This window comes from Paenibacillus spongiae (genome assembly GCF_024734895.1).
GTDB classification, from domain to species: Bacteria; Bacillota; Bacilli; order Paenibacillales; family Paenibacillaceae; genus Paenibacillus_Z; species Paenibacillus_Z spongiae.
In genome coordinates this window covers 5,791,576-5,816,960 of record NZ_CP091430.1, presented here as the reverse complement: position 1 = coordinate 5,816,960, position 25,385 = coordinate 5,791,576, and the positions used below count along the sequence as shown (strand labels likewise).

The following is a 25,385-nucleotide window of genomic DNA, read 5'->3' as shown; positions in this document are numbered from 1 at the left end:
GCCAAGAATCATCTTGATCGTGATTTGAAAAGAAAGCAAACCGATCCTTTTGAAACTCAAATCAGCAATGTGCTGCAATTGTAATAGTGGACCATCCTTCCAGCATGAAATATAGAAACATGTCCGACGTGTTATCGGAAATAAGCTGCAGGTTATTGGAAGCAGCGACCAATCATAATTTGAACTGGCTAGCTCAATTTCGGTTGTATATAATTACCATATAAGAGATCGCAGGAGGAACAACGATGCCTAGAAAAAAAATCCCCCGCTAACCCCGAGGTCCGCCTCATCTCCTTGAAGAATCACACTTACTCAATAAACATTAACGAGGAGATGAAGGCGATGTGGCCCAAAATAGTAGATTGGCAGCGCCTTAAGTTTGGCGTGGAAATCGAGTTTATCGGCGGCAGACCGGAGGGCTTGGAATTGCTGCCTGATTGGATTATGTCACTGGATGAACGCCAGATTGACGAGACGGGAGCAGAGTCGGGAAGCGAGCTAAAGCCGCCTCCGATTCTGTGGGGAGACAGGGCACAGATCCGCGCTATGCTTGCCCGGCTGAGGGAACAAGGGACATCGGCCAATTGGAGCTGCGGAGTCCATGTCCACGTCGGCATGGAGCCATGGGGGGAAGATATCGTGCTTCCGCTGGTAGATGCTGCCTTGCAGTATCAGGACGCCATTCAAGCGCTCATGCAGACCAGCGCGCACCGGCGTATATTTTGTCCTCCGGTGACCCAAGAGATGAGAAGGAACTATCGATTAAATCCCGGCCCGGAAGCGCTTCGCTATCATGGGCGTCCCCAGTCTCACCGGTGCGGGATCAATCTGGCAGCTTGGTACGATATCGGCACGGTCGAGTTTCGTTATGCGAATGGTTCCCTGGACGATGATGAAGTGATCAACACGGTCGAGCTTTATTTGCGTTTTGTTGCCGCAGTCGGGGCGAACCGCAATCTGTCCAGCGACCCGCTCGGCCTGGCGAAGGACCTCGGAGCCCCCGTGAAGGGATATCCGGTGCCTACTCCAATTCCGCGCTGGTTTCAAGAACGAATTTGGCTTGAGGAAGCCATCATTCCGGCATTTGCGCCTCTTGCGGCCGAACTTGTACAGGGCGGCGAGATTCATCATGTGCTTCCGGTATCGGAGGGCATATTGATTGCCGTCGAAGACCCGGACGGGAAGCTGTTCAAATATGTTTTTCAGCCTCCTGCAGCGGATTGGAAGCTTGTTCGTCAAATCCAGTAATATGATTGCATATATTAAAGCATGGACCCTTCTGCCGCTATCGGCGGAAGGGTTCTTAAAGGAGATAACGTATGCGACCGCAACATGCAAGATTGCTTTTCCCAGGCGGAAAAACGAGAGCGTTTACAATGAGCTATGATGATGGAACCGTACAGGACCGCAGATTTGTTGAAATGCTGAATAAATATCAGTTGAAAGCGACGTTCAACCTGAACTCCGGTGCCTTCGGCAATCAGGACCGGCTGCAGATTGGCGACATTAACGTCGATCATTCGCATATCGAATCGGCTGAGGTCAAGACGCTGTTCAGCCGTCATGAGATTGCCATACATACCGTCACGCATCCGGATCTTACGAAAGTGCCGGATGAAGCCATCTTGCACGAGGTGCTTGAGGATAAGAAAGCATTGGAGGCGCTAGCAGGCTATCCGGTACGCGGGATGGCCTATCCGGGCGGAAGTTTCAGCAACCATGTCGTCGAAGCGCTAAGCGGCACCGGAGTGGCTTACTCACGTACTGTCGTTAATCACAGAGCCTTTCACTTGCCTGAGCAATTCTTAACCTGGCACCCGACATGCCATGATAATGACCCGGACCGGCCTGCCCTGACGAAGAAGTTTCTTGACCCTGAGAACCGGGAGGTCATGCTTTATTACGTATGGGGGCATAGCTTCGAGTTCGATATGTATGACAACGCTTGGGAGAAGATCGAGGCGTTCTGCGCCGAAATTAGCCGTAAGCCGGAAGTGTGGTATGCGACCAATATCGAAATCTACGACTATGTGAAAGCTGCCAATGAGCTTCGTTACACGGAACTAGGGACAGTGGTATATAATCCATCCGCACTCGACATTTATTTAGAAGCGGCTGGTGAGATGATTGTCGTAAAAGGCGGGGCAACGGTTGAATGGACTGTTGAAGCGTGACTTTCAGAAAAGCTGGAGTCAAACCGGAATTCATCTTATTGACGATTCCTCGCCTCATAAAGAGTTCTGGATAAATCGACATGTATGGGAGGATTAACCGGATGATAAAACCTGTGAAAGTAATCCTGGATACCGATATCGGACCGGATTGCGACGACGCTGCGGCGCTGTCCATCCTTCATGCCCTGGCGGATCGGGGGGAAGCGGAGATTGTCGGCGTGACCCACTGCACGTCCAGCCCTTGGGGAGCGGGCTGCATTGATGCCATTAACCGGTACCATGGCCGTCCGGATATCCCGGTCGGTACATTGAAGGAAACAGGATTCCTGGATGAAGACATCTACCGCAAATATAACCGGCATCTTGCCGAGAACTATCCGAACCGGTTCGAAGGCGGAATGGACGCGCCTGATGCGGCGGATCTGTTTCGCGAGCTGCTAGCCCAGGAAGCGGATCACAGCGTCGTTATGATCGCTATCGGTCCGCTGCGGAATTTGCTCCATCTGCTGCAGTCCGGACCTGATCGGCATTCCAGCCTCGACGGCATCGAATTGGTCGGACGCAAAGTGGAGCGTCTCGTCGTCATGGGCGGCGCGTTCCCTTCCGGCAAAGAGTGGAACTTCGAGATGTGCCCGGCTTCTGCGCAGTTTGTGGCGGAACACTGGCCGACATCCATTATGTTTAGCGGCTTCGAAATCGGGCGCGACATCCTGACCGGCGGACCGTTGTTTACGCATGCTCCGGCTGACAGTCCGGTGCGCGATGCTTATGAACGTTATCTGGGCGAGCCGGGCAGCCGGAACAGCTGGGATTTGACCGCAGTCCTATACGGTGTGCGCGGTCTCCGCGACTATTGGGAGGCGGTTACGGGCGGTTCTGTTCAAGTTGCTGCGGACGGCGAAACCATCTGGCACGATACAGCGGATAAAGGGCATAGTTATTTAGTGCAGCGAATGGATCCCGAGACAATGCGGGAACTGCTGGACGAGCTTCTGGTGAGCCGTTATGGCGATGGCGATCTTCAGAGGTGGCAGAAGTAAGGCGATTCCATTCGCAGCGCGCAGCACCCCGCGCGCGGAGTGGAGTCGCATGACGGTGGTCAACTACATGCGGCAATGACAAGTTCAGTCATGGGAAGCGTCTTGAATCGTTTCTAAGGATTCGTTCAGGTGTCATCAACCTTTAATTTTGTATGTTATACAACATTGGACGGGCAAAATGAAGATTTTTCGATTATTGTTGTATATACTGCAATAATTCTCCCCGTAAAACGGCTTATCCATGATTTCATGGCCGTATTGTTGCAGTAAGTACAACAATGCGGTCGACAGGTCTGCAGAATGAGAGAAATGTTGCACATTGTACAACACTTTCTGCACATCTTCATAGATCGCACTATTGGAAAGTAGCATGCCATAGATTGCACTAGTAAATAACATGCAAGGGTAGCAGGTATATATTATAGCCGTTGTTTCCCTAATCCCCTTAAAGGCACTCCAAATAGAAGGAACGGCTGGATAGTAAATCATAGTATCAGCGGTGTAATCTTGATAAAGGTTGCGCCGCTTTATTTATGCGGACAGGTTGATTCATTCAAGATGCAAGACGGACTGACGGACCGTAATCCGCTAAGCTTGAAATTGCACTTCATTATTTTTTAAAAAAATAATGATCTTCCGTCAAACCGATTACCGAAGCGCAGCGTTACCTCATATTGAATAGCTATTATTAGGGAGGTAAATGCTGATGAGAAGGTTTACGAGTTTATTGGTGGGAATTGTATTATGCGCTTCACTGCTGATGCCGGCGGCCGGTGTGTTCGCGGAGGAGCAAGCGAGCGGGCAGCCCGTGCAATCGGATGCACAGACGGCGGAGGAGCTGGGCCTCATGATTGGCGAAGGCGATGGCGTTACGGCGGCATACTTGGAGAAGAAATCGACCCGGATGAATGCCGCGCTCCTATCGCTACGTCTTCAAGGCAAACTGGAGGAAGCGATCGCTTACGAAGGAACGGCCAATTTCGCCGACGCGAAGCTCGTGGGCAAGAGCAATCAGGCCGTTCTGGCTTATTTGAAAAAAAATCCGCAATACGGATGGTCCGGAACGGGGAGCAACCGCTTCGATCCGCTGTCGGACATTAGCGCCCAGCAGTTCTACAAGGTGCTGCTTGAAGCGGCCGGCTATAAGTCAGGTACGGACTTTACTTTTGCAGATACGGAGAAATACGCTGCCGGCAAAGGTCTCGGTCAAGTCGCCGGCGTTTCCGTTCTGACGAATGCCCACATCGCAACAGCGATGATCGAGGCGCTGTCGGTAGAAACCGCTCACGGTCACACGTTATTCGCGATGCTGCAGCAAAGCGGCGTCATCCCAGGCTCGGCGGAGATGCCTCAGGGCGAACGGATCGGCCTTCGTACGGACGCCAAGCTGGGCACTTATTTTACCGATGGCAAAGGCCGTACGCTCTATTTCTTCACGAAGGATGCGCAGGACGTTAACGCTTGTCAAGGGGAGTGCGTCAAGAACTGGCCGCTGTTTGCCTCGGAGCAGCTGCAAATTCCGGCACAGTTGAATGCGGCCGATTTTACCATACTGACCCGTACGGACGGAACGAAGCAGTGGATGTATAAAGGATGGCCGCTCTATTATTTCGTCAAAGACAAGGCGGCCGGAGATGTGCTCGGCGAAGCGGTTAACGGCGTGTGGTTCGTTGCCAAATCCGATTATTCCGTCATGCTCGGGACGAACGGCACGCTCGGGAATTACTTGACGGACGACCAAGGAAGGACGTTATACTATTTCGATAAAGATACGCCGCAGAATAGCGCATGCAAAGGCGAATGCATCGCGAACTGGCCGGTCTACGCTCAATCTGGCGGCAGCGTCCCGTCGACGATGAAAAAGGACGATTTCGGCCGCATCACCCGTGAAGACGGCAGTGTCCAGGCGACGTATAAAGGCTATCCGCTCTATTATTTTGTCAAGGACAAAGCGCACGGCGATGTAACGGGTCAGAATGTCAATAAAGTCTGGTTCGTCATCGACCCGGCTAAGTTCACGGGCACAACAGCTGCGCAAGCGGTCAAAACTTATCGGATCGATATCAAGGAATTTTCGTTCGGTACAGAACCGTTGACCGTCGAGGCCGGTTCCGAGATCATCTTCACGAACTATGACGATATGAAGCACAATGCGGTCGCAGCGGATGGAGCTTTCGCCACCCCTCTGCTAGCCAAGGGAGAGTCCTTCACCATCAAGATCGATAAGGCAGGCACCTATGATTATTACTGCGAGCCTCACAAAAGCTTCATGACCGGCCAAATTATCGTGAAGTGAGCGTGATGTCAGGTGAAGCTTCGAGCCATTGCGTATTGGGCCGCGGTTCTGGGCGTGCTGTTCCTGATTACCGCCTGCGGTAATGGGAATGCCGGTTCACCCGCTGCGGGTAACGACCATCAAGCGGCAGGTCATGAACAAACTTCCGAAGCGCCGCCTTCCGACCCGGCAAACCAGGAGCAGAGCACAAGCGGCGAGGAGACCAAGGAATCGGCATCGGCAGAGAACGATCATGCGGATTCTGCTGATAAAGGGGAGAACGCGGATGCACAGCATCCGGTTTCCTCAGGCCATCAGGGAGAGGCGAATAGCGCCGCGGGCGGTAAGAACAACAACAATTCTGCCAAGCCGCAGGATGGCGAAGCGGCCACGAAAGACAACGGCGCCGTAAAATCGGATTCGAAGCCGGGTGCTTCGGGACAAACAGGCGGAAGCGAGGGCGATAGCGGGTCCAAGAACGTCTCCGAATCGTCCGCTACTACATCTAGCAAGGCAGGCAGCTCCGGTGATAAGGGGACTGCTCCCGCACCAAGCAAAACAGGAGGCGCCGGCAAGAAAGATACGGTTCCCGCGCCCGCGCCGAGCAAAACCGAAAGCGCTGGTAATAAAAGCACTGCGCCGAAGCCCGCTGAGCCGAACAACTCCGTCAGCAAATCCGGTACCGCATCCGAGAAGGCAGACGACCGGAAGGCTGCGAAGACGCATGTCGTCGAAATCGTGGATTTCGCCTTTTCGCCGGCGAAGCTGGAGATTGAGGCCGGCGACAGCGTCACGTTCGTGAACAAAGATGCCGTCAGTCATACGGCGACCGCAGACGACGATTCATTCGATACGGACTTATTCGGGAAGGGCGAAGAGAAGACGATTCTTTTCGAACAAAAGGGCGAGTTTGGCTATTATTGTACTCCGCATCCCGGGATGAGAGGGACGATAACGGTCAAAGCGAAGTAAAGTCAAGTCAATCTCAAGAGCAGGGCAGCCTGGACGGCTGCCCTCTCTTCACGTCCCGCAGCAGCCGCAACATTAAGGATTTCTTTTCGAATCCATAGCTGATAGGATGAATAAACGGATATCAATAAGCCGAATCTGGAGGCCACGCAACATGCAGAATCTTTCCGATCTCGAACTGATGCTGCTCGTGAAGCGGAAGCGGCAAGATGCGCTGTCCGTCCTGTACGACCGCTATGCGGCATTGGTCTACTCGTTTGCCATGAAAGCGTTGAAGGACGAGTCGGCCGCCCGGGAGATCGTTCAATCCGTATTCGTCCGGCTATGGACGACGGAAGCGGGGTACGACCCGGAGAAGGGACGGTTTACGAGCTGGTTGATTACGATAACCCGGAACATGACGGCAGACTGGCTCCGCAAGCAGCGCCGGCTTTCTGAAGGGCTCGTGCCATTCGTTCCCGAAGAGCTGGAGCGAATACCGGACGCCCATGCCGTATCTCCGGAAACGAGAGCGGAGCGCGAATCGGTGAAGGAACAAATTCGCGGCGCCTACCGCTATCTATCGAAGCAGCAAATCGAGCTGCTGGAGCATTTCTATTGGCAGGGATACAGCCTGAGCGAGCTGGCGGCCGTCTATGAAGAGCCGCTCGGCACGGTGAAGAACAGGTTACATCAAGCTTTGAAAATATTGCGCAGACATCTGGCGGTGGAAGGGGAGGGTTGGTAATGCCGAATAAGAATGCGGAAACCATATGCGATCTATGCCTGGATGTGATTTCGGGCGTATGCACGGAAGAGCAGCGGCTTGCTTTCGAGCGTCACCTCCCGGGCTGCGAAGCCTGCCAAGCCGAGATGGAGGAGCTGCGCATCGTATGGGAGGCGCTTCCCGCAGACATGGAACGGATCGAACCGCCGGAAGACCTGAAGAAGCAAGTGATGGACGCCGCTCTGGCTGCGGAATTAGCCTTGCCGGACGAGTCGGCTGCAGTCCGCAGGCGAGCAGCGGTTAGGAAGAGAATGTTCAACTCCGCAGCGGTTGTAGTGCTGTTCTTGTTTATAGCGGGCACATCGTGGAATATATGGTTGTATGGGGAAAGAGCCGGTTCTCCGGCTACGGTTGAAGAAGCGCTGAACGTGTCCGCGGCACAAATCAAGGAAGTGCTGCCGCTCAAGGCGCAGCCGGGGGCAAAAGAGGGAGCCTACGGAGTGGCCTGCGTCGTCGATAACGGCCAGACCAGGCAGTTCGTTGTCTATGTGTTCGGAGCTGCTGCCACGACCGGCGATGAAGCCTATCAAGTCTGGCTGATCAAGGATGGCAAGCGCACGAGCGCGGGCACATTCCGCGTCGGAGATGCCGACCGGGGGATCGGCGTGCTCGCGATGCCGATCGGTTCGGACCGGCTGGCATTCGATTCGATCGGGATTACTTTGGAGCCCGACGATCGTGGCGATCAGCCGCGCGGGGAAAAGAAGTTCGGTACTGCATGAGGGAAGTAGGAGGCGACAGCCCCAAGTATAGGCATCAACAAAAACAGCCCGCCGGACAACTCGCGTCCGGCGGGCTTCTTATTAGTCTTCGATTGCCGCGCGCTTCGTGTTGATGGCGCGGATGATCGCCGGATCGAACTTCGGCTTGCGGTCGTACGTGTATAGGCCGTTCACTTCCTGCTCGATATCGTACAGCTGCGTGTAGCAGAAGCCGAACATCTTCGGATGCTCGAGCAGCGCCGTCGTCAAGCCGTCGTAGCGGGCGATGAATTCCTCCTCGCTCGTAGGACGGTTCCCGTAGCCCCATGCTTTGCCATCCGTCTGGCCCGGATTCCACCAGATTCCGCCATATTCGCTGACGAAGTAAGGGAGGCCTTCGGTATACTTCTGGCGGTTCGGGAACGAGGCGTTAACTTCGCCTTCGCCGGTCCGAAGCGATTCATAGCGCGCTTTGAACGTCTCCGGATTCTGATCGTAGTCATGGACGTCGAAGATATCCGTAATGACATGGAAGTTGCCGCTCGTATCGATGACAGGACGGGTCGGATCGATCGCCTTGGTCGTTTCGTATACGATGCGCAGCACCTCGTTATCCTGACGCGAGCCAGTCCTTCCGTCGTCCCATGTCTCATTGAACGGGCACCAGCCGATTAGGCTCGGATGGTTGAAGTCCCGCTCCACCCCTTCGATCCACTCCGGCAGGAACTGCGCCAGTCCCTGGGCGTTCGAAATGTTGAGTCCCCAGTTGGCATGCTCGCCCCATACGATATAACCGAGCTGATCGGCCCAATAGAGGAAGCGCGGCTCAAACATCTTCTCGTGCAGACGCGCGCCGTTAAAGCCCACTTCCAGGGAAAGCTCGATATCCCGCTTCAGCGCTTCGTCGGTCGGTGCCGTATAGATACCGTCCGGATAGAAGCCTTGGTCGAGCACGAGACGCTGGAATACCGACTTGCCGTTAATGCGGAAAGCCATGCCGTCCAATTGAACGGAGCGGAGGCCGAAATAGGACATCGCCGTATCCACCGCTTGACCGCCCTCGGTGCTGACGAGCTGCAGCTTCAGGTCGTACAGCTCCGGAGCGCCTACCTGCCACAGATGAACCTCCGATACAGGGATCGTCACTCTTGCGGACATCGCGCCAAGACGCACAGCCGCGCTGCCTGCCGGACGGCCCTTGTAGCTGGCTTCGCATACGAGCTGCAAGCCTTTCGTCTGGCCATTCAATTTGGCTTCCAGATGAACGCACTCGTTCTCCGGATCGGGAAAGATCTTGAAGGATGAAATATAGGATTGCGGGACGCACTCCAGCCATACCGTCTGCCAGATGCCGGTCGTACGCGTATAATCGCAGCCATGGGAATGATACAGCCCGCTCTGCTTGCCGCGCGGCTGAAGACCCGAGCGCAGATCGTCCTCTGCGTATACGGTTACCGTGTTGCTTCCGGCTTGCAGCGCATCCGTAATATCGAAGGTGAAGGCGGTATATCCGCCGCGGTGCGTGCCGAATGACTTGCCGTTAACCCAAACCTCGGCATGGTAGTCGACGGCCCCGAAATGCAGCAGCACCCGCTCTCCCGCCCAATCGGCCGGGATGTCGATCGTTCTTCTGTACCAGACCGCATCCATGAAATCGGTGTTCCCGATGCCCGATAACGCGCTCTCCGGACAGAAGGGAACGATGATCGACTGACCCATGCTTGCGTCCTCCGTATGCAGTCCGCGATCCTTGCCGCTGCGTCCGTGATCGATTTCGAACTGCCATGCTCCGTTCAGGTTGAGCCACTTATCCCGGACGAACTGAGGTCTTGGATACTCAGGACGCGGGATAGACGTTGTTGTCATCGATAACCCTCCATTTATTAACTATAAAGTTAATTAAACAATCAATATAAGCCCATATTAGACTCGTTTCACATTGCTGTCAATATGGATTCATCAATTAACTTTAAAGTTAAATGAACTTCGTTCCATTCACTGCATTTTCCCGGAATTGAGCGGGCGTTTCGTTCATGAGCGTATGGAACGTCCGGGAGAAATAATGGACGGAACCGAAGCCGGTTTGTTCGGCAATCGCCGCGATCGGCAGGTCCGTCTGCATGAGCAGATCGGCCGCCTGCTGGACGCGGATACGCCGCACATAGTCGGTGAAGGACTCGTGAATGCCGGAGGAGAACATCCGGGACAGGTGACGCTCCGACATGTTGAGATAACCGGCGACTTTGCCCAGCGACAGATCGTTGTCGGATAAATTGTCGGCGATAAACAGCTTGGCCTGCTTGAGCGTGTGCGCAGAATTGCGGCGCGGCGCCGGATGCTGCCGCCGTACGGCTTCTCCGAACAGATCGGGAAACGAGAGCAGCAGCGCGGCGCTTGCCGCCGGGAGTGCGGCCGCAGGTACGGCTCCTTTATAATCCGCCAGCAGGAACAGCGACTTCCACAGCAAGGCGGAAGGCAATTCGTCACCGTCATAGACGCATACTTTCTCCGTCTTCATGAGTTCAAGAAAGGCCTTGCGGTGGTTATCGGCGCTGGCATGCTCGTCGAGCTCGAAGGCGACGAAGACAAGCTCCATGCCGGATTCGGATAGGATCTGATGGGGAATGCCGGGCCTGGAACAGAACAGGGTTCCGCTGTGAAGGGGATTGGACTTGCCGTCATCCACATAAGTGCCCTCTCCATCGAGCACATAACATATTTCGAAGAAGGAGTGCTTGTGAGGCGGATTGGAGTAATGGCATTGATGCATTCCCCAGCCATGTACGGTAAACACCGCATCGGCCGCGGCGGGCCGGAATGCGTGCCGATTGAGCCTTGAAGCGCTTTCCTGCCAGTTCATTGATGAAGACCTCCCTACCCATTTTTAACATTATGGCGTCAAAAGACAAAAAGCTGTCTTGATCGGCTAAAGACGAATAACGCCTCGAATCGCTAGAATTATAAGCAGATTGAAGTAATTCATAGTATCTACTTCCCAAGGAGGAATTAACATGATTAAAGCACAGGATGTCGATTTTTACAATGAGAACGGGTACCTGCTCGTTAAAGGGGTGTTCAACAAAGAAGAAGTCGAAGTGATGCGCACGGCAATCGACTCGATTATCGATCGCGCGGCGAAAGCAAAGATGGACGCGAACGCTCAATGGCAGGGGGACTTTCTCCCGCCGGATCAGCTGAGAAAGCTGATCCTCAAAGGCTTCCACGACGTTCAATACCATGATGCTTCCTTTACGCGCGCCGCGATTCATCCGAATATGGCAGCCGTATTGTCGCAGTTGATCGGTCCGAACGTCCAGCTCCACCACTCCAAGATGCTCGTGAAGCCGCCTGAGAACGGCGCCGCATTCCCAATGCACCAGGACCAGCCTTACTTCCCTCACGAGAAGCACACGATGCTGGCTGCCAGCATGCATCTCGACGATGCGAATGTGGAGAACGGCTGTCTGCACGTCGTTCCAGGCTCGCATAAGGAGGGGCCGATGAAGCATGTCGGCCGCCATTACCTCGATGCCAAAGAGCATCCGCTGTCCAGCGGAATTGCCTGCCCGGCTGAAGCGGGCGACGTTCTGTTCTTCAACTATTTGACGATCCACGGCTCGCCGGCGAATAAGAGCGAGCGCACCCGGCGGAACGTGCTGTTCCAATACCGCAATGCGTCGGACTTCCCAACGCTGAATACCCACATTAACTGGGGACAAGGGCTTATGGTTTGCGGCGAGAATCCGCATTTCGAACGCGCGAATCCAGGCTTTACGGTCAACAGCGTATAGTTGATTCAATCGATTAATTAATTTCCAGGTTATCGATTAGCCGCCGCTTGCTTAGGCAAGCAGCGGCTTTTTTTTTGTCATTTTCCGGCTTCCCAGCTGTCATTCTCATTGATTATTTAACCTTCGGGTTATATAATGAACGAATTAAACCGAGAGACGAGGCGTAACGATGACGTCGATAGAAGTGAATAGCGACAACCTGGCTTTCCTGGAATGTTTTTCTTCATCAACACGAATCAAGATCGTCGAATTGCTGAATATCAAGCCTATGAATATCGGAGAGCTTGCGGAGCTGCTTGGCGTTTCGTCGGCGATCGTGACCAAGCATATTCAGAAGATGGAGCATGCGGGCATCGTCGCAACCGAGAGCGCGACCGGGAAGCGCGGCATGCAGAAGGTGTGCTCGCTGCAGCTGGAGTCCGTTATTCTGCAGTTCAAAACGAATAAGCCGGTGCCGCAGAAGAGCTACATTGCATCGATTCCAATCGGGCAATTCATCGCTTGCGACATCAAGCCGACCTGCGGCATGGTATCGGAGAGCCGGATGATCGGGATGATCGACGATCCGCGGTATTTTGCCGATCCGGAGCATGTGAAGGCCAAGCATTTATGGTTCGGGAGCGGCTGGATCGAATACCGCATCCCGAATTTTCTGCTGAGCAACCAGCAGCTGAAGCGGCTCGAAATCTCGCTTGAAATCGGCTCGGAGGCGCCCGGCTACAATGAGCAATGGCCGTCGGACATTACGTTCGCCGTGAATGGGGTAGAGATCGGCACGTGGACCTGCCCGGGCGATTTTGGAAGCAGGCCGGGTATCTTCACGCCGCAGAGCTTCAATCTTGGCTCCCAGCACGGCCTGCTTAAGACCTTGTCCGTAACGGATAAAGGGACGTTCATGGACGGGGTGCAAATCTCGAATGTGACGATCGATGCCATCGGCATTACCTTCGGCAAAGAAGTTACGCTGCGAATCGTCTCTCCGGAGTCAGCGGAGAACTGCGGGGGCGTCACGCTGTATGGCCGCGGCTTCGGCAATTACGATCAAGATATCGATATCCATATGTATTATTGATCCCGCCGGTATAGGCGCGTTCATCTTCTATTCATCTTCGTGTGGTAAGCTGGCTGCAAACTAGTCATGCTGAAAGGCGAAAGCGCGATGAAACCGATTAAACTGCTGACCATTGACGACGATCCGCATGTTTGCGAGCTCATACGACTATATGCGGAGCGGGAAGGCTTCGAGGTCACCGAAGCGAACGATGGCCTGGAAGGTTTGGAGATGGCCTATGACGCGAGGCCGGATCTTGTTATTCTGGATATTATGCTGCCGGAGATGGACGGGTGGACGGTGTGCGAAGGGATCAGGAAGGACTTTGCGACGCCGATTATTATGCTCTCCGGCAAGGGAGAAAGCTACGACAAGCTGAAGGGCTTCGAGCTGGGCGTCGACGATTATGTCGTGAAGCCATTCGACTCGAAGGAGCTGATGGCCCGGATCCGGGCCGTGCTGCGCAGGACGAATCCTTCGCTGTACCATGACGAGGTCGTCCGGCTGGACGAGCTATTGTTCGACATGCGCCATCTGCAGGTGAAGGTGCAGGGGGAGAATGCCGGCTTCGCGCCGAAGGAAATCGAGCTGCTCTATTTCCTGGCAACCAACCGGAACCGCGTCTTTACCCGCCAGCAGCTGCTGGATCAGGTCTGGGGCTTCGATTACGACCGCGATCCGCGCACGGTGGACGTTCATATCAAACGGATTCGCGAGAAGCTAAGGTTCTATCAGGTGCAAGGCTCGATCGAGACGATCCGCGGCATCGGCTATAAGTTCGGCGAGGCCGAGCCATGAGCACGAAGACGATCTTCGGCAAGCTGTTCCTCAGCTTCCTGCTCATAACGTTCGTGTCGTTCGGCCTGTCGACCCTGCTGTCCTCCACGTTCTTTAAGAGCAATCTGCGTTCCTTCATCCGCGACGGCTCGGAAATGATGCAAGGCCGGGTTGTCGATCATATTAAATTCGGCTACAGCAAAGGCTGGAGCCGGGAGACGGTTATCGATTCCCTGCAATGGGGAGTCGGCGGACCGGAGCGGGCTTACCAGTTCTATGACCGGAACGGGAGACTGCTCTATACCGTCGGCAATCACGGCAAGCCGATTCCCGTGGACGGCAAGCTGGTGGAGGAAGCGCTTGCGGGATACCGCGTGCAGGAAGAGACGGTCGTCAATGACCGTCAAACGCTATTCACGGCGAGGTCGATCAAGGATGCCGGCAATCTGGAGGAAAAGGTGATCATCAGCTTTTCCTTCGAGTTCGACCGGGACGTGAACCGGTTCTTCAGGCCTTTCATGCTAAGCGTGTTTATTACGATTCCGGTTGCCGTCGCCATCTATTTCGTGCTTGGGCGGAGGCTGTCCAGGCCGCTTAAGGAGATGACCCATCGAGCGCTGATGTATGCCAAAGGCGATTTCTCCCGCAAGGTGGAAGTCCGCACGAAGGATGAGATCGGCCAGCTTGGCGAGTCGCTCAATTATATGGCGGCAGAGCTCGCTTCGCTGGAGAGCGCCCGCCGTGAATTCCTGGCGAATGTCTCGCATGATTTGCGCGCGCCGCTCACGTCCATCAATGGTTTTCTGACGGCGTTGATGGACGGTGCGATTCCGCCCGACAGGGAGAAGCATTACTTGGAAATGATGAAGGAATCGTCGGACCGGATGATGAAGCTGGTCGGCGATCTGCTGGATATGGCCCGAATCGAAGCCGGACAATTCAGCTTGGAGAAGGTCAGGTTTAATATGACCGAGCAAATTCGCAAAACCATTGCCAGAATGGAGCCGCAGTTTGTGCAGCACCACATCACGGTCGGTCTGGATGGTCCGGAGGAGGACCTGTATACGGTTGCCGACCCGGATCGAATCGACCAGGTGCTCGCCAATTTGCTGCAGAATGCGGTATTCTACTCCCCTGCGGGCAGCGAGGTGCGCGTATCGGTCAAGCAGCAGGACGGCCGCACCGAGATTTCAGTGTGCGATCACGGGATCGGAATGACGCAGAAGGAGCTGGAGCATATTTGGGACCGCTTCTATAAAGGGGACAAGGCCCGGAGCCGGAAGCTCGGAACCGGCATCGGCCTCTCGATCGTCAAGCATATCCTTGACCGGCATCATGCGTCGATCCGAATTGAGAGCGAGGTTGGCAGAGGCACCTCGTTTACGTTCACGCTTCCGTAACCTTTTCTTAATATTAATGTTAACCATTCTTAAACCCGAGGGGCTATGATAGAGAGAACCACTTTCCCTAAGGAGCACTAAGACACATGGTTAAACGGAGAAATTTTATTCTTATTGCGGGCATTATCATTCTGCTTGTTTATCTTATACAGGAGCTGCCGGACCGGCTCAAGCATGATCGAGTCAAGTACGCCAACCAGGTGAAGGAGCTCCACCCGGTCATTGCGCAGAAGAAAGAAGAGCTTGCGAAGAAGGTCAAGAAGAAAGGGATCGCCATCCTGATCACCGATGATTTCCGCAGCGCTGCGCATCAGGACGAGCTGTACAATCAAGGGCGGACAAGCGGGGGCAAGGTCGTAACGAATGCAAGAGGCGGGGAATCCTACCACAACTACGGGCTCGCAATCGACTTTGCGCTTCGGACGAAGAGCGGAGACGTCGTCTGGGACATGGACTATGACGGCAATAAGAACGGGCGGTCCGACTGGATGGAGGTCGTGGATATCGCCAAGGAGCTGGGGTTCGAGTGGGGCGGCGACTGGCCGGATTTCCCGGATTATCCGCACCTGCAGATGAGCTTCGGCTTGACGATCAGCGATTTGCAAAGAGGAGAGAAGCCTGCCTAGAGGAAGCTGCTTGAAGTAAGAAACACATTTTACCGCCAAGACGGCGTCAGCCGATCTTTCTTGCATAAATCTATCGTACCTATCAAGCCCACCGGTCGGTGGGCTTTTTGACGTACAGGTTTCTGTCGTCTGCACCACATCAGCATACGTTCACTGATCGTTCATATTGGCCTGCTATGCTAGATCCGGATAACGGTATGGAGAGGTGGACCACGAGCGTGAAGGAACGATGGATATGGAAACGCGCAGCGATGGCGGTTGTACTTGCCGCGATGCTCACCGGGTGCGGGAATGCGGGCGAAGATGCGGCGACGGAAACGGGACAAGCATCGGCAGGCGAGCCGATGGATGTAGCACAGCTTCAGCTTCCGGAACGGACGGCCGATCTGATGGGCAAGGTCGTCAGCGTAACGCCGGATTCGATCGTGCTGCAGAAATCGAAGACGCAGCCGGCGGACATGCCCGGCGGTGGAATGGGCTTCGGAGGCAGACAGCGCGGCGATGGCTCCGGCGGACGGGGCGGCTCGAACGGCGCGCCTCAGGGCGAGCGGCCTCAGCCTCCGGCAGAGGGCGTCGACGGGAGCGGCCAGCCGCAGCCTCCGGCAGAAGGCGTCGATGGGAGCGGCCAGCCGCAGCCTCCGGCAGAGGGCGTCGACGGGAGCGGCCAGCCGCAGCCTCCGGCAGAAGGCGTCGATGGGAGCGGCCAGCCGCAGCCTCCGGCAGAGGGCAGCGGCGGAAGAGGCAACCGGGGCCAAGCGGGCGGCTTCGGCGGCCAGATGGAATTTCTCGATGAACAGGTCACGGTTAAGCTGACGGCGGACACTGAACTCTTCGCCATGGCTTTTGGAGAAGGCGGGATGACGAATAACCGTGTTGAGGCTGCCGATCTTCAGAGCGGCGATATTCTGACGCTCTGGCTCGATGAGGATCAATCGACGGTTATTGCGGCATTGAAGAGAACGATACCGGAAGGGTTCAGAAAGGCGGAGAACACGCAATGAGAAAATGGTGGCTGCTTATCGTCGGTGTGCTGCTCGTTGCAGGGGCGGTATACGCGTACTTTTACTTCAAGAAGGATGAACAGCCGGCCGCTCCGCCCGTCAATACGACGCAGGTCCGGAAAGGAACGCTGGAGGTCAGCGTCAGCGGGACGGGGAGCATCCAGGTTGGGGACCGCAAGACGGTCATGGCGGGCAAGCAGGGGACGATTAAGGAGGTCAAGGTGAAGGAGAACAGCGTCGTCAAGAAAGGCGATGTCTTGGTCGTTCTCGAAGGCGAAGACACTTCGGATCAAATCAAGTCCGAAGAGGTGAATCTGGAGAAGAAGCTGCTGGAGCTGACCGACCTTCAGACCCGGTATAAAAGCGAGATCGATACAAACTCGTTATCGAGTCTGGATTTGTCAATGAAGAAGCAGAAACTCGATATCGAGCAGTCGCGGACCACGATTGCCAAGCTGAAGGAGAAGCAGGAGGAAATCACCATTACCGCTCCGATCGGCGGTACGGTCAAATCGCTGGCCGCCGCTGCGGACGACGAGCTTACGCCCCAGACGCAAATCGCGGAAATCGTGGATTACGACAATTTGCAAATCATCGTCAGCATCGATGAGCTCGACATCCCCAAGGTCAAGGCAGGGCAATCGGCGGTCATTTCGGTTGAAGCGCTGACGGGCCAGACCTTCGAAGGGAAAGTGGCGGCAATCGCGGATGAAGGAACGGCAAGCAACGGCGTTGCCACCTTCGATGTGACGATCAGCGTCAAAGCTTCCAAGGAAGTGAAGGCCGGGATGTCGGCCGAGGCGAGCATCTCGATCGAGAAGAAGGAGAATACGCTGATCCTGCCGATCGATGCCGTCCAGTCGCTTGGCAACCGGTATATCGTCCTGCTTCCGTCCAGCGCCCAGGGTGCAGGCGATACAGGCAGCACGGGAAGCGGAACCGGCGGGCAGCCAAGCGGCGGGAACGGCGGCCAAGCCGCCAGCGGCGAAGGTGCTGGCGGCGAAGGTGCGGCCAGTCAGCCGGGCGCAGAGCCTTCCGGCCAGCAAGGCGGCAGAGGCGGGCTACCGGGCGAGCAGAGCGGCGGCCAGACGGGATGGCAGCGGCAGAGGGATCAAGGCTCGGCCTCCAGAGGAGCCGGCCGCTTCGGTTCCGGAACGCCGCAGCAGATCGAGGTCGGCATTCATAATGAAGATTACATTGAAGTGCTGTCCGGATTGAAAGAAGGGGATGCGGTCATTCTGCCGACAATCGCGGCAAGCGCGGGAATGAACCAGCAGCAGGCGGGAATGCCTGGGCTTGGCGGACTCGGAGGCTTGGGCGGCGGAGGAGGATTTCCCGGCGGCGGGGGCGGCGGATTCACGGGCGGCGGACGTCAAGGAACCGCCGGCGGGCCGCCTGCCGGAGGCAGCCAAACCGGTGGCAGCCCAACCGGAGGCGGAGGAGGACGGTAGATGGACGCGAAACAAGCGAATCGTGAACCGTTAATCCGAATCGATCAGTTGTCCAAGCAGTACAAGATGGGAGGCGAGACCGTCCATGCGCTGAGCGATATATCAATCCGCATCGATCATGGCGATTTCGTCGCCATTATCGGCCCTTCGGGTTCGGGAAAGTCGACGCTGATGAATGTCATCGGCTGCCTCGATTCGCCGACGACGGGAAGCTATTGGCTCGATAACGAGGAAGTGAGCCGGCTCAAGGAGAACAAATTAGCGGAGATCCGGAATCGCAAGATCGGCTTTATCTTTCAAGGCTTTAATCTGTTAAGCAAGCTCTCTGCCTATGAGAATGTGGAGCTTCCGCTGATCTACAGAGGCGTAGCGGGCAGGCTCCGCAAGGAACAGGCCATTGAAGCGTTGAGCAAGGTCGGGCTTGCGGACCGGGTTCATCATAAGCCGAGCGAATTATCGGGCGGCCAGCAGCAGCGTGTCGCGATTGCCAGAGCGCTGGCCGGCAATCCTCCGATTCTGCTCGCGGATGAACCGACGGGCGCGCTCGATACGCGTACGGGCGTCGAAGTGATGGGGTTGATGAAGCAACTGAACAAGCAGGGGCATACGATTGTCCTCATTACGCATGATTTGTCGATATCGCAGCAGGCTGGCCGCGTCATCCGCATTCAAGACGGACGCATCAGTGAAGAAGGCGGTGAGACGCGTGAACGTCGGACAAGCCCTTAAGATGGCCGTCAAAAGCATTCTAGGCAACAAAATGAGATCCTTGCTGACCATGCTTGGCATCATTATCGGCGTTACGGCCGTCATCTCGCTTGTTTCTCTCGGACAAGGCGCGACGAAGGCGGTCACGGATCAAGTCGCCAGTCTGGGAACCAATCTGCTGACCGTCAACATTACGGGCCGCGGAGCGACGACGACGATTACCTACCAGGAGGCGGAGGAGCTGACCGATAAGGGAGGCGTGGAATATGCCGCACCTGCCAATACGCAGAACGGCAATGTGAAATTCGGCACCGCCAGCGTTAGCGTCAGCGTAATCGGGACAACGCCGGATTATATCGATGTGCGGGATTATCAGATTGCGGCGGGTCGGTTTGTTTCGCAGATCGACTTGGATTACTATCAGAAGATCGCGCTGCTTGGATCCAGCACCGCGGAGGAATTGTTCGCAGGGCAAAATCCGGTTGGACAATCCGTTCTTATCAACGGCATCCGGTACAAGGTTGTCGGATTGCTGGCGGAGAAAGGCAGCTCGCTGAGCGGCTCGAATGACGATGTGGTCATCATTCCGATTACTTCCTCCGAGCGGCTGTTTAAATCCAAGGGCGTGAGGACGATCTACGTGCAAGTCAAGGAAGCGGACCAGATGAAGACGGTCGTCTCTGAGCTGGAAGCAGGGCTCGCCAAGACCTTCCGCGGGAACACGAACAGCTACCGGGTATTCAATCAGCAGGATGTGCTGGATTCGTTCAGCAGCATATCCGCTACGCTCTCCGTTGCGCTAGGAGGCATAGCGGCCATCTCCTTGCTGGTTGGCGGGATCGGGATTATGAACATAATGCTCGTCTCTGTAACGGAGCGCACGAGGGAGATCGGCATCCGCAAAGCGATCGGAGCGAAGAAGAAGGACATCATGATCCAGTTCCTGATCGAATCCGTTGCGCTTAGCGGACTGGGCGGATTGCTTGGGGTCGGTCTGGGCATCGCGATTGCGCAGTTCGCCTCGAAGGCCTTGAACATGGGCGTGTCCCTGTCGATTCCCGTGATGATGCTCGCCTTCGGCTTCTCCGTCTTCATCGGCGTCGTATTCGGCTTGTTTCCGGCCAACAAGGCATCGAATTTGAAGCCGATCGAAGCGCTGCGGTTCGAATAATAAGGCCGATATCACAACAAATCATTCGGTCAATACAACAAAGCCACCATCTGCTGTACGAGAGCAGATGGTGGCTTTATTTTATCCGCTTGCCTGTGCAACCTTCTTCTGAACGGCCTCCTCCAGCCGCTGTTTCTTCAACAGCATCGCTGCGATGAGCAGCATCGATCCATTAATGATGAATACCCAGCGGATCGGAATCCAGCCGCCGAGCACCCCGCCGATTATCGGTCCGAGCATCGTCGCGAGCTGGGTGCCGGATTGATTCAAGCTGAAAGCGCGGCCGCGGAACGATGGATCCGTCACCTGGACGATCATCGCATTAATCGACGGATAGACGGCTGCGAAGAACAAACCGTACACGAAGCGCAGTATTCCGAATTCGACATAGTGGCCGACGAAGAACTGAAGAATGTTCCCGATCCCGCCGCCGAGCAAGCCGATAAAGAGCACATTGGAGAAGCCGAGCTTGCTGCCGGCTTTGCCCCAGCGCGGCGCGGCAATAAGTGTCGCTATTCCAACCGCCGAGAAGATAATCCCCGATTTCAGCGATGCTTCCCCCTGCTCCACGCCCAGCTTCATGACATATACCGTCAGGAGGGGTTCCAAAATCATAACGGAGAACGTACCCAGCGCCGCAACGCTTAGAATGACGACGAAGGTCCGGTTGGACAAGGCTTGCTTCAAGTCGTCGCGAATCGACGGGCGCACGGCCGAACGATTAAAATTCATCTCTTTGGCAAACAGGGTTGCAATGAGCGCAGCGACGAGCACGACGCCCCCGGAGAACAGAAACGCCTCCCGGTTTCCCCAATAGTGGCTCACCACGCCGCCGACGAGCGGACCGATAATGCCTCCCGTTGCGCCTGCGGTTGCCATAATACCTAGCGCATAGCCTGTCTTCTCCTCCGGCGTATTGGTTGCGACAAGCGCAATCGCTGCAGGCACATACCCGGCAAGCAGCCCTTGAAATATCCGCAGGAGAAGGAACAAATACGGATCATAGATAAAGAAGGTGAGGCAGTAGAGTACGGCAAGACTGAAGCCGGAGCGGATCAGCATCGGCTTCCGGCCGTACTTATCCGCGAGCGATCCCCAGAACGGGGAGATGAGCGCGCTGGCTAGAAACGTGATGCCGAACGCAAAGCCGGACCACAATTCGAGATTGCTGTTAACGCCCAGTTCCGTGTGAAGAAAGATTGGAATGAACGGAATGGAGATGGAGTAAGCGGTACTGCAGAAGAATACGCCTGTCCATAACACGATCAAATTCCGTTTCCATGAAAATCCCATGCGTATCACATCCTTATGTCGGCACAATGACGCCTGTTATAATTCATTCTTGCTGAATCGGTCCTGAACAATCGGTCATTCTATCATACACCTATTCGCTGATATTGGTAATGACCTAAGGGTCCAAGTTTAAGCCGCTTGTCTGTCCGGCATAATGAAGTTTGTAGGATAAGTTCCGCTATAAGGAAAGGATGAAGAATTGCCATGAATGTAGATTGTGCGATCGTCGGCGGAGGTATCGCCGGCCTGCAGGCGGCCATTCAACTGGGCAGATACCGGCGCAATGCGCTGGTAATCGATGCTCATGACGGGCGCTCTGTCTTGTGCCGGAGCTATAACAATTTGTTGGGATGGCCCGAAGGGGTCAGCGGTCAGGAGCTGCGGGAGCTGGGACGGAGCCAGGCGGAGAAGCTGGGCATTAAATTTATGCAGGCCCGGGTGGAGAAGGCGGAACGTTCGGGTGAGCTGTTTCAGCTGACGACGGACAGCGGGACGCGTATCCAGACAAAGCGGCTGCTGCTGGCGACAGGGATCATGGATCGTCTGCCGGAGCTGCCCGGGCTGCTGCCTTGTTTAGGGCGCAGCATCTACGTCTGTCCGGATTGCGACGGCTATGAAATATCCGGCAAGCGAACGGTCGTGCTAGGTTCAGGACAGGTTGGCGCGGAGATGGCGATTACGCTTGCTTATTGGTCGCAAGACCTTATCTATATCAACCATGAGGCCGCCGATATCGACGAGCAGCAGCGGGAGCGGCTGCAGGCGCTGGGTATCGATTATGTCCATGAAGCGGTCGCAAGCTTAATAACGGATGGGGATGAGCTTCGCGGACTCGTGCTGGACAGCGGCAGACGAATCGCGGCGGATAAAGGCTTTGTTGCGATGGGGGGCAATCAGGTCCGGTCGGAGCTGGCGCAGCAGCTGGGCGTTACTCTCCATGATAATCGGCATATATTGGCCAATCCCCGGACGAAAATGACCAACGCGATCCATGTTTGGAGCGCGGGCGACGTCGTGGCGCACTCCGAACAGGTATCCATCGCGATGGGCGACGGGGCTCAGGCGGCGATATGGATGCACAAAAGCTTGCTTGGCATACCGGTGCCAACTGGCGAACAAGAATGAAATCCTTATTTTGGGCCACACTAAGCGCACCGTAATTTACCTCTTGTTCGATGCATGAGAAGGAGAACAAATGAGCACAAAAGCAGACATCACGGATACGGATACGCCCTTGCTTCCACATCTTGACGATAATATTGCCATGATTCAGAATGCGCTCGGCTGCAGTCCGGATCTCATCGTAAAGAACTTCCAATGGGGAGATCATTGGCGGGCGGCGCTGCTCTATATCGACGGGATGGTTGACTCGGCGGTCATGCACGATACGATTATCGCGCCTGTGCTCTCCTTAAGGAATGACGGCGCGAATTTTCAGCCGCAGCCGGGCGTGAGCGCGCTGCTGGCGCTGAAAGACGATGTGCTATCTGCGGGCAATATTAATGAAGTTGAGCAGCTGATGCCGCTATTCAACGCCATGTTCTCCGGCGATGCCATTCTGCTGCTGGACGGATCGGCGACAGCGCTTCGAATCGACGTCTTCGGGATCGAGGAACGCACAGTGAGCGAGCCGATAACGCAGTCGGTCATTCGCGGCCCGATGGAAGCCTTCACGGAGAACTACCGGAAGAACGTCGTGCTGATTCGCCGCAGAATCAAGGATCCGAATTTATGGATCGAATCCAGACAAATCGGACGCGTGACGAAGACGCAGGTCGGCATCGTATATTTGCGCAATGTCGCGGAGGACAAGATCGTTCGGGAAGTGCGACAGCGCCTCGATAAGATTGATATTGACGGAATTCTGGAGAGCGGCTATATCGAAGAATTAATCCAGGATAAGACGCTGACCCCGTTCCCGACGATCAACAATACCGAGAGGCCCGATGCGGTCGCAGCTGCGCTGCTGGAAGGCAGAGTAGCCATCGTGATTGACGGCACGCCCTTCGTTCTGACGGTACCGGGCTTGTTCGTTCATTTCTTTCAATCGGTGGAGGACTACTATCAACGCGCGGATATCAGTACGCTGCTGCGGGTGATTCGGATGATCAGTTTCTTTATCGCTATGCTGGCGCCGTCCTTCTACATTGCCATTACGACGTTTCATCAGGAGATGCTGCCTACAGGGCTGTTAATCAACCTGGCAGCCCAGCGGGAAGGCGTCCCGTTCCCGGCATTCATCGAAGCGCTGATGATGGAAGTGACGTACGAAATTCTGCGCGAGGCAGGGGTCAGAATGCCGCGGACGGTCGGACAAGCCGTATCGATCGTCGGCACGCTTGTAATCGGACAGGCGGCGGTCGAAGCCGGCATCGTGTCGGCGGCCATGGTTATTATCGTGTCCATCACAGCCATCGCAAGCTATGTCATTCCAACGACCAATATGTCGATCACCATCCGGATGATCCGCTTCCTGCTCATGGGATTATCCGCTTCCTTCGGGATGTATGGCATGCTGATCGGTATCATCGCCATGGTTATCCATTTATGCACGCTTCGTTCGTTTGGCGTTCCATATATGCTGCCATTCGGACCTTTCGTGATGAAAGACCAGAAGGATACGATATTCCGGATGCCTTGGTCCAAGATGATTATGCGGCCCAGCCTGATGAATCGAGAAAATCCGCAAAGACAGCGGAAAAAGCCTGCGGTGAACAAGGGAGAGTAGTGTATGATCCGGTTCTGCTTGTCCGCAATAATAGGATTGCTCCTATGCAGCCTTCTGGCCGGGTGCTGGAATCGCCGCGAATTAAACACACTCGGTATTCAGCTGGGTGCGGCGATCGATATGAAGGACGGCGAGTATCGAGTCGCCGTTCAGGTGGTCGATCCGGCGGAGGTCGCTTCCAAATCGAAGGGAGGCTCGAAGCGAGTACCGGTAACGATGTACACCGCGACAGCACCGACGATTCTCGAAGCGTACCGCAAGCTGACGACGATAAGCCCGCGCAAAATATATGCAAGCCATATCCGTGTATTGGTATTGGGTGAGTCGCTGGCCAGAGACGGAATTGCGAATGTAATCGATCTTCTGTGGCGTGATCCGGAGCTGCGGACGGACTACTACATCATGGTCGCCAATGGGCAAGAGGCGAAGAATATCCTTCATATTTTGACCCCCTTAGAGGATATACCGGCTACGAAGCTGTACAAATCGCTGGATACTTCATCCAAAGCATGGGCGGTCACGAATGCCTTCACTATGGATAAGTTAATCGAGCAGTTGGTTTCCGAAGGAGGAAATCCGGTTTTGACCGGCATAAAGGTTATCGGCAATCAAAGGATGGGCGAGAAACAGTCTAATGTTGAGTCCATTGAACCGGCAACTCAGTTGAAGTTTACGAAGCTGGCTGTGTTTCGGAAGGACCGGTTAATCGGCTGGCTTAACGAGGAAGAAAGTAAAGGCTATAACTACATTATGGGCAATGTCAAAAGCACTGTGGGCCATATAACCTGTCCGAAGGGCGGATATCTCGACCTGGAAGGGGTCCATTACGAAACCAAAATAGAGGGGAACGTTATGAACGGAGAGCCCTTTATCAATATTAAGATGAAGACGATGTCTAATATTGCCGATGTGGAATGCAACATCGATATTGAAGATACTCATATCATTCGAAGGCTGGAGGATGAGGAGGAGAGGAGACTGACGGAGATTATGAGAAAGACCATTGTAAAGCTGCAGAAAGACTATAAGGTTGATTCGCTCGGATTTGGACAAGCCATCTATCGTTCAAACCCGAAGGCGTGGAAGAAGCTGAAACGGGATTGGGACGAGCGGTTTACCCGGTTAAAGGTGAATATTTCCGTCGATGCCCGTATTCAAGGAACGGGATCCGTGAACAATTCCATTCTTAGTGAAATCAAGGAATAGAGCGCCATGCCGGAAGTAATTCTCTTCTCCGCCTTTGTTCTGGCTGTAGGTGTTTATGAGGTGCCAAGACTCGCGCGCAAGCGTTTCAGGAGAGAAGCGGTCATCGTCTCATTCCTGCTTCTGGCCGGATTGGTCTTGGGCATCGCTGCGCTAAAACTCGTGAAGATTCCTAGTCCGCTGGGTATCTTGCAATTCATCTATCAGCCCATTAGCAGCTGGTTTTTTCAAAAATAACCGGTAGAGGGATCGTGATGACA

General features: G+C 55.0%; 23 protein-coding genes. 20 read left to right on the top strand and 3 right to left on the bottom strand.

What is annotated here, in order from left to right; genetic code table 11:
- Positions 1-342 precede the first annotated feature (342 nt).
- The 7 genes from L1F29_RS26250 to L1F29_RS26220 all read left to right on the top strand — a co-directional run bounded on the left by L1F29_RS26250 (position 343) and on the right by L1F29_RS26220 (position 7,946).
- Positions 343-1,248, top strand: coding sequence for an amidoligase family protein (locus L1F29_RS26250; RefSeq protein ID WP_258384982.1), 906 nt, complete (start codon positions 343-345; stop codon positions 1,246-1,248).
- A 128-nt stretch (positions 1,249-1,376) separates the two neighbouring features.
- Positions 1,377-2,174, top strand: coding sequence for a polysaccharide deacetylase family protein (locus L1F29_RS26245; protein WP_258384981.1), 798 nt, complete (start codon positions 1,377-1,379; stop codon positions 2,172-2,174).
- Between the two features lie 101 nt (positions 2,175-2,275).
- A complete protein-coding gene (locus tag L1F29_RS26240; protein ID WP_258384980.1) occupies positions 2,276-3,214 on the top strand; it encodes a nucleoside hydrolase in 939 nt (312 codons plus the stop codon).
- Between the two features lie 706 nt (positions 3,215-3,920).
- The gene (locus L1F29_RS26235; RefSeq protein ID WP_258384979.1) at positions 3,921-5,510 is read left to right on the top strand and encodes a plastocyanin/azurin family copper-binding protein; all 1,590 of its coding nucleotides are present in this window, start codon (positions 3,921-3,923) and stop codon (positions 5,508-5,510) included.
- Positions 5,511-5,522: 12 nt separating this feature from the next.
- Positions 5,523-6,461, top strand: a complete 939-nt coding sequence (locus L1F29_RS26230; protein ID WP_258384978.1) for a cupredoxin domain-containing protein — start codon at positions 5,523-5,525, stop codon at positions 6,459-6,461.
- Between the two features lie 151 nt (positions 6,462-6,612).
- A complete protein-coding gene (locus L1F29_RS26225) occupies positions 6,613-7,185 on the top strand; it encodes an RNA polymerase sigma factor (protein WP_258384977.1) in 573 nt (190 codons plus the stop codon).
- A complete protein-coding gene (locus L1F29_RS26220; protein ID WP_258384976.1) occupies positions 7,185-7,946 on the top strand; it encodes an anti-sigma factor in 762 nt (253 codons plus the stop codon). The genes L1F29_RS26225 and L1F29_RS26220 overlap by 1 nt, the downstream gene beginning before the upstream one ends.
- Before the next feature lie 81 nt (positions 7,947-8,027).
- Here the strand turns inward: L1F29_RS26220 and L1F29_RS26215 are convergent, their stop codons facing one another.
- Together L1F29_RS26215 and L1F29_RS26210 are read right to left on the bottom strand one after the other, a co-directional pair.
- A complete protein-coding gene (locus tag L1F29_RS26215; RefSeq protein ID WP_258384975.1) occupies positions 8,028-9,791 on the bottom strand; it encodes a glycoside hydrolase family 2 protein in 1,764 nt (587 codons plus the stop codon).
- A 109-nt stretch (positions 9,792-9,900) separates the two neighbouring features.
- Complete coding sequence (locus L1F29_RS26210; protein WP_258384974.1) at positions 9,901-10,785, bottom strand: AraC family transcriptional regulator; 885 nt, start codon at positions 10,783-10,785, stop codon at positions 9,901-9,903.
- 151 nt (positions 10,786-10,936) lie between these two features.
- Between L1F29_RS26210 and L1F29_RS26205 the strand changes: the two genes are divergently transcribed.
- From L1F29_RS26205 to L1F29_RS26165, 9 genes are all read left to right on the top strand, one after another.
- The gene (locus L1F29_RS26205; protein WP_258384973.1) at positions 10,937-11,716 is read left to right on the top strand and encodes a phytanoyl-CoA dioxygenase family protein; all 780 of its coding nucleotides are present in this window, start codon (positions 10,937-10,939) and stop codon (positions 11,714-11,716) included.
- 169 nt (positions 11,717-11,885) lie between these two features.
- Entirely contained in the window at positions 11,886-12,788 is a 903-nt protein-coding gene (locus tag L1F29_RS26200) for an ArsR/SmtB family transcription factor (RefSeq protein WP_258384972.1), read from the top strand.
- An 87-nt stretch (positions 12,789-12,875) separates the two neighbouring features.
- Positions 12,876-13,565, top strand: coding sequence for a response regulator transcription factor (locus L1F29_RS26195; protein ID WP_258384971.1), 690 nt, complete (start codon positions 12,876-12,878; stop codon positions 13,563-13,565).
- Positions 13,562-14,944, top strand: a complete 1,383-nt coding sequence (locus tag L1F29_RS26190) for a sensor histidine kinase (RefSeq protein WP_258384970.1) — start codon at positions 13,562-13,564, stop codon at positions 14,942-14,944. Before L1F29_RS26195 ends, L1F29_RS26190 begins: the two co-directional genes overlap by 4 nt.
- Positions 14,945-15,030: 86 nt before the next feature.
- Positions 15,031-15,570, top strand: coding sequence for a M15 family metallopeptidase (locus L1F29_RS26185; RefSeq protein ID WP_309252343.1), 540 nt, complete (start codon positions 15,031-15,033; stop codon positions 15,568-15,570).
- 218 nt (positions 15,571-15,788) lie between these two features.
- On the top strand, positions 15,789-16,571 hold the full coding sequence (locus L1F29_RS26180) for a hypothetical protein (protein ID WP_258384969.1): 783 nt from the start codon (positions 15,789-15,791) through the stop codon (positions 16,569-16,571).
- The gene (locus L1F29_RS26175) at positions 16,568-18,022 is read left to right on the top strand and encodes an efflux RND transporter periplasmic adaptor subunit (protein WP_258384968.1); all 1,455 of its coding nucleotides are present in this window, start codon (positions 16,568-16,570) and stop codon (positions 18,020-18,022) included. Before L1F29_RS26180 ends, L1F29_RS26175 begins: the two co-directional genes overlap by 4 nt.
- Positions 18,023-18,751, top strand: a complete 729-nt coding sequence (locus L1F29_RS26170; protein WP_258384967.1) for an ABC transporter ATP-binding protein — start codon at positions 18,023-18,025, stop codon at positions 18,749-18,751.
- Positions 18,729-19,901: an ABC transporter permease gene (locus L1F29_RS26165; RefSeq protein ID WP_258384966.1), complete on the top strand. Its 1,173-nt coding sequence runs from the start codon at positions 18,729-18,731 to the stop codon at positions 19,899-19,901. Before L1F29_RS26170 ends, L1F29_RS26165 begins: the two co-directional genes overlap by 23 nt.
- Before the next feature lie 81 nt (positions 19,902-19,982).
- Here L1F29_RS26165 and L1F29_RS26160 read toward each other — a convergent pair whose 3' ends face one another.
- The gene (locus L1F29_RS26160) at positions 19,983-21,194 is read right to left on the bottom strand and encodes an MFS transporter (protein ID WP_258384965.1); all 1,212 of its coding nucleotides are present in this window, start codon (positions 21,192-21,194) and stop codon (positions 19,983-19,985) included.
- A 204-nt stretch (positions 21,195-21,398) separates the two neighbouring features.
- On the opposite strand from L1F29_RS26160, the gene L1F29_RS26155 reads away from it, so the two are divergent.
- From L1F29_RS26155 to L1F29_RS26140, 4 genes are all read left to right on the top strand, one after another.
- Positions 21,399-22,319 (top strand): NAD(P)/FAD-dependent oxidoreductase, encoded by a 921-nt coding sequence (locus L1F29_RS26155; protein WP_258384964.1) that lies wholly within the window; start codon positions 21,399-21,401, stop codon positions 22,317-22,319.
- 70 nt (positions 22,320-22,389) lie between these two features.
- Positions 22,390-23,922, top strand: a complete 1,533-nt coding sequence (locus tag L1F29_RS26150) for a spore germination protein (protein ID WP_258384963.1) — start codon at positions 22,390-22,392, stop codon at positions 23,920-23,922.
- Between the two features lie 3 nt (positions 23,923-23,925).
- Entirely contained in the window at positions 23,926-25,128 is a 1,203-nt protein-coding gene (locus L1F29_RS26145) for a Ger(x)C family spore germination protein (protein WP_258384962.1), read from the top strand.
- Between the two features lie 6 nt (positions 25,129-25,134).
- The gene (locus L1F29_RS26140; RefSeq protein WP_258384961.1) at positions 25,135-25,362 is read left to right on the top strand and encodes a hypothetical protein; all 228 of its coding nucleotides are present in this window, start codon (positions 25,135-25,137) and stop codon (positions 25,360-25,362) included.
- The last annotated feature ends 23 nt before the right edge of the window (positions 25,363-25,385 follow it).

Coding starts and splice junctions, on each gene's coding strand:
- L1F29_RS26250 (WP_258384982.1), top strand. CDS start 343: ATGTGGCCCAAAATAGTAGATTGGCAGCGCCTTAAGTTTGGCGTGGAA.
- L1F29_RS26245 (WP_258384981.1), top strand. CDS start 1,377: ATGAGCTATGATGATGGAACCGTACAGGACCGCAGATTTGTTGAAATG.
- L1F29_RS26240 (WP_258384980.1), top strand. CDS start 2,276: ATGATAAAACCTGTGAAAGTAATCCTGGATACCGATATCGGACCGGAT.
- L1F29_RS26235 (WP_258384979.1), top strand. CDS start 3,921: ATGAGAAGGTTTACGAGTTTATTGGTGGGAATTGTATTATGCGCTTCA.
- L1F29_RS26225 (WP_258384977.1), top strand. CDS start 6,613: ATGCAGAATCTTTCCGATCTCGAACTGATGCTGCTCGTGAAGCGGAAG.
- L1F29_RS26220 (WP_258384976.1), top strand. CDS start 7,185: ATGCCGAATAAGAATGCGGAAACCATATGCGATCTATGCCTGGATGTG.
- L1F29_RS26215 (WP_258384975.1), bottom strand. CDS start 9,791: ATGACAACAACGTCTATCCCGCGTCCTGAGTATCCAAGACCTCAGTTC.
- L1F29_RS26210 (WP_258384974.1), bottom strand. CDS start 10,785: ATGAACTGGCAGGAAAGCGCTTCAAGGCTCAATCGGCACGCATTCCGG.
- L1F29_RS26205 (WP_258384973.1), top strand. CDS start 10,937: ATGATTAAAGCACAGGATGTCGATTTTTACAATGAGAACGGGTACCTG.
- L1F29_RS26200 (WP_258384972.1), top strand. CDS start 11,886: ATGACGTCGATAGAAGTGAATAGCGACAACCTGGCTTTCCTGGAATGT.
- L1F29_RS26195 (WP_258384971.1), top strand. CDS start 12,876: ATGAAACCGATTAAACTGCTGACCATTGACGACGATCCGCATGTTTGC.
- L1F29_RS26190 (WP_258384970.1), top strand. CDS start 13,562: ATGAGCACGAAGACGATCTTCGGCAAGCTGTTCCTCAGCTTCCTGCTC.
- L1F29_RS26185 (WP_309252343.1), top strand. CDS start 15,031: ATGGTTAAACGGAGAAATTTTATTCTTATTGCGGGCATTATCATTCTG.
- L1F29_RS26175 (WP_258384968.1), top strand. CDS start 16,568: ATGAGAAAATGGTGGCTGCTTATCGTCGGTGTGCTGCTCGTTGCAGGG.
- L1F29_RS26170 (WP_258384967.1), top strand. CDS start 18,023: ATGGACGCGAAACAAGCGAATCGTGAACCGTTAATCCGAATCGATCAG.
- L1F29_RS26160 (WP_258384965.1), bottom strand. CDS start 21,194: ATGGGATTTTCATGGAAACGGAATTTGATCGTGTTATGGACAGGCGTA.
- L1F29_RS26155 (WP_258384964.1), top strand. CDS start 21,399: ATGAATGTAGATTGTGCGATCGTCGGCGGAGGTATCGCCGGCCTGCAG.
- L1F29_RS26150 (WP_258384963.1), top strand. CDS start 22,390: ATGAGCACAAAAGCAGACATCACGGATACGGATACGCCCTTGCTTCCA.
- L1F29_RS26145 (WP_258384962.1), top strand. CDS start 23,926: ATGATCCGGTTCTGCTTGTCCGCAATAATAGGATTGCTCCTATGCAGC.
- L1F29_RS26140 (WP_258384961.1), top strand. CDS start 25,135: ATGCCGGAAGTAATTCTCTTCTCCGCCTTTGTTCTGGCTGTAGGTGTT.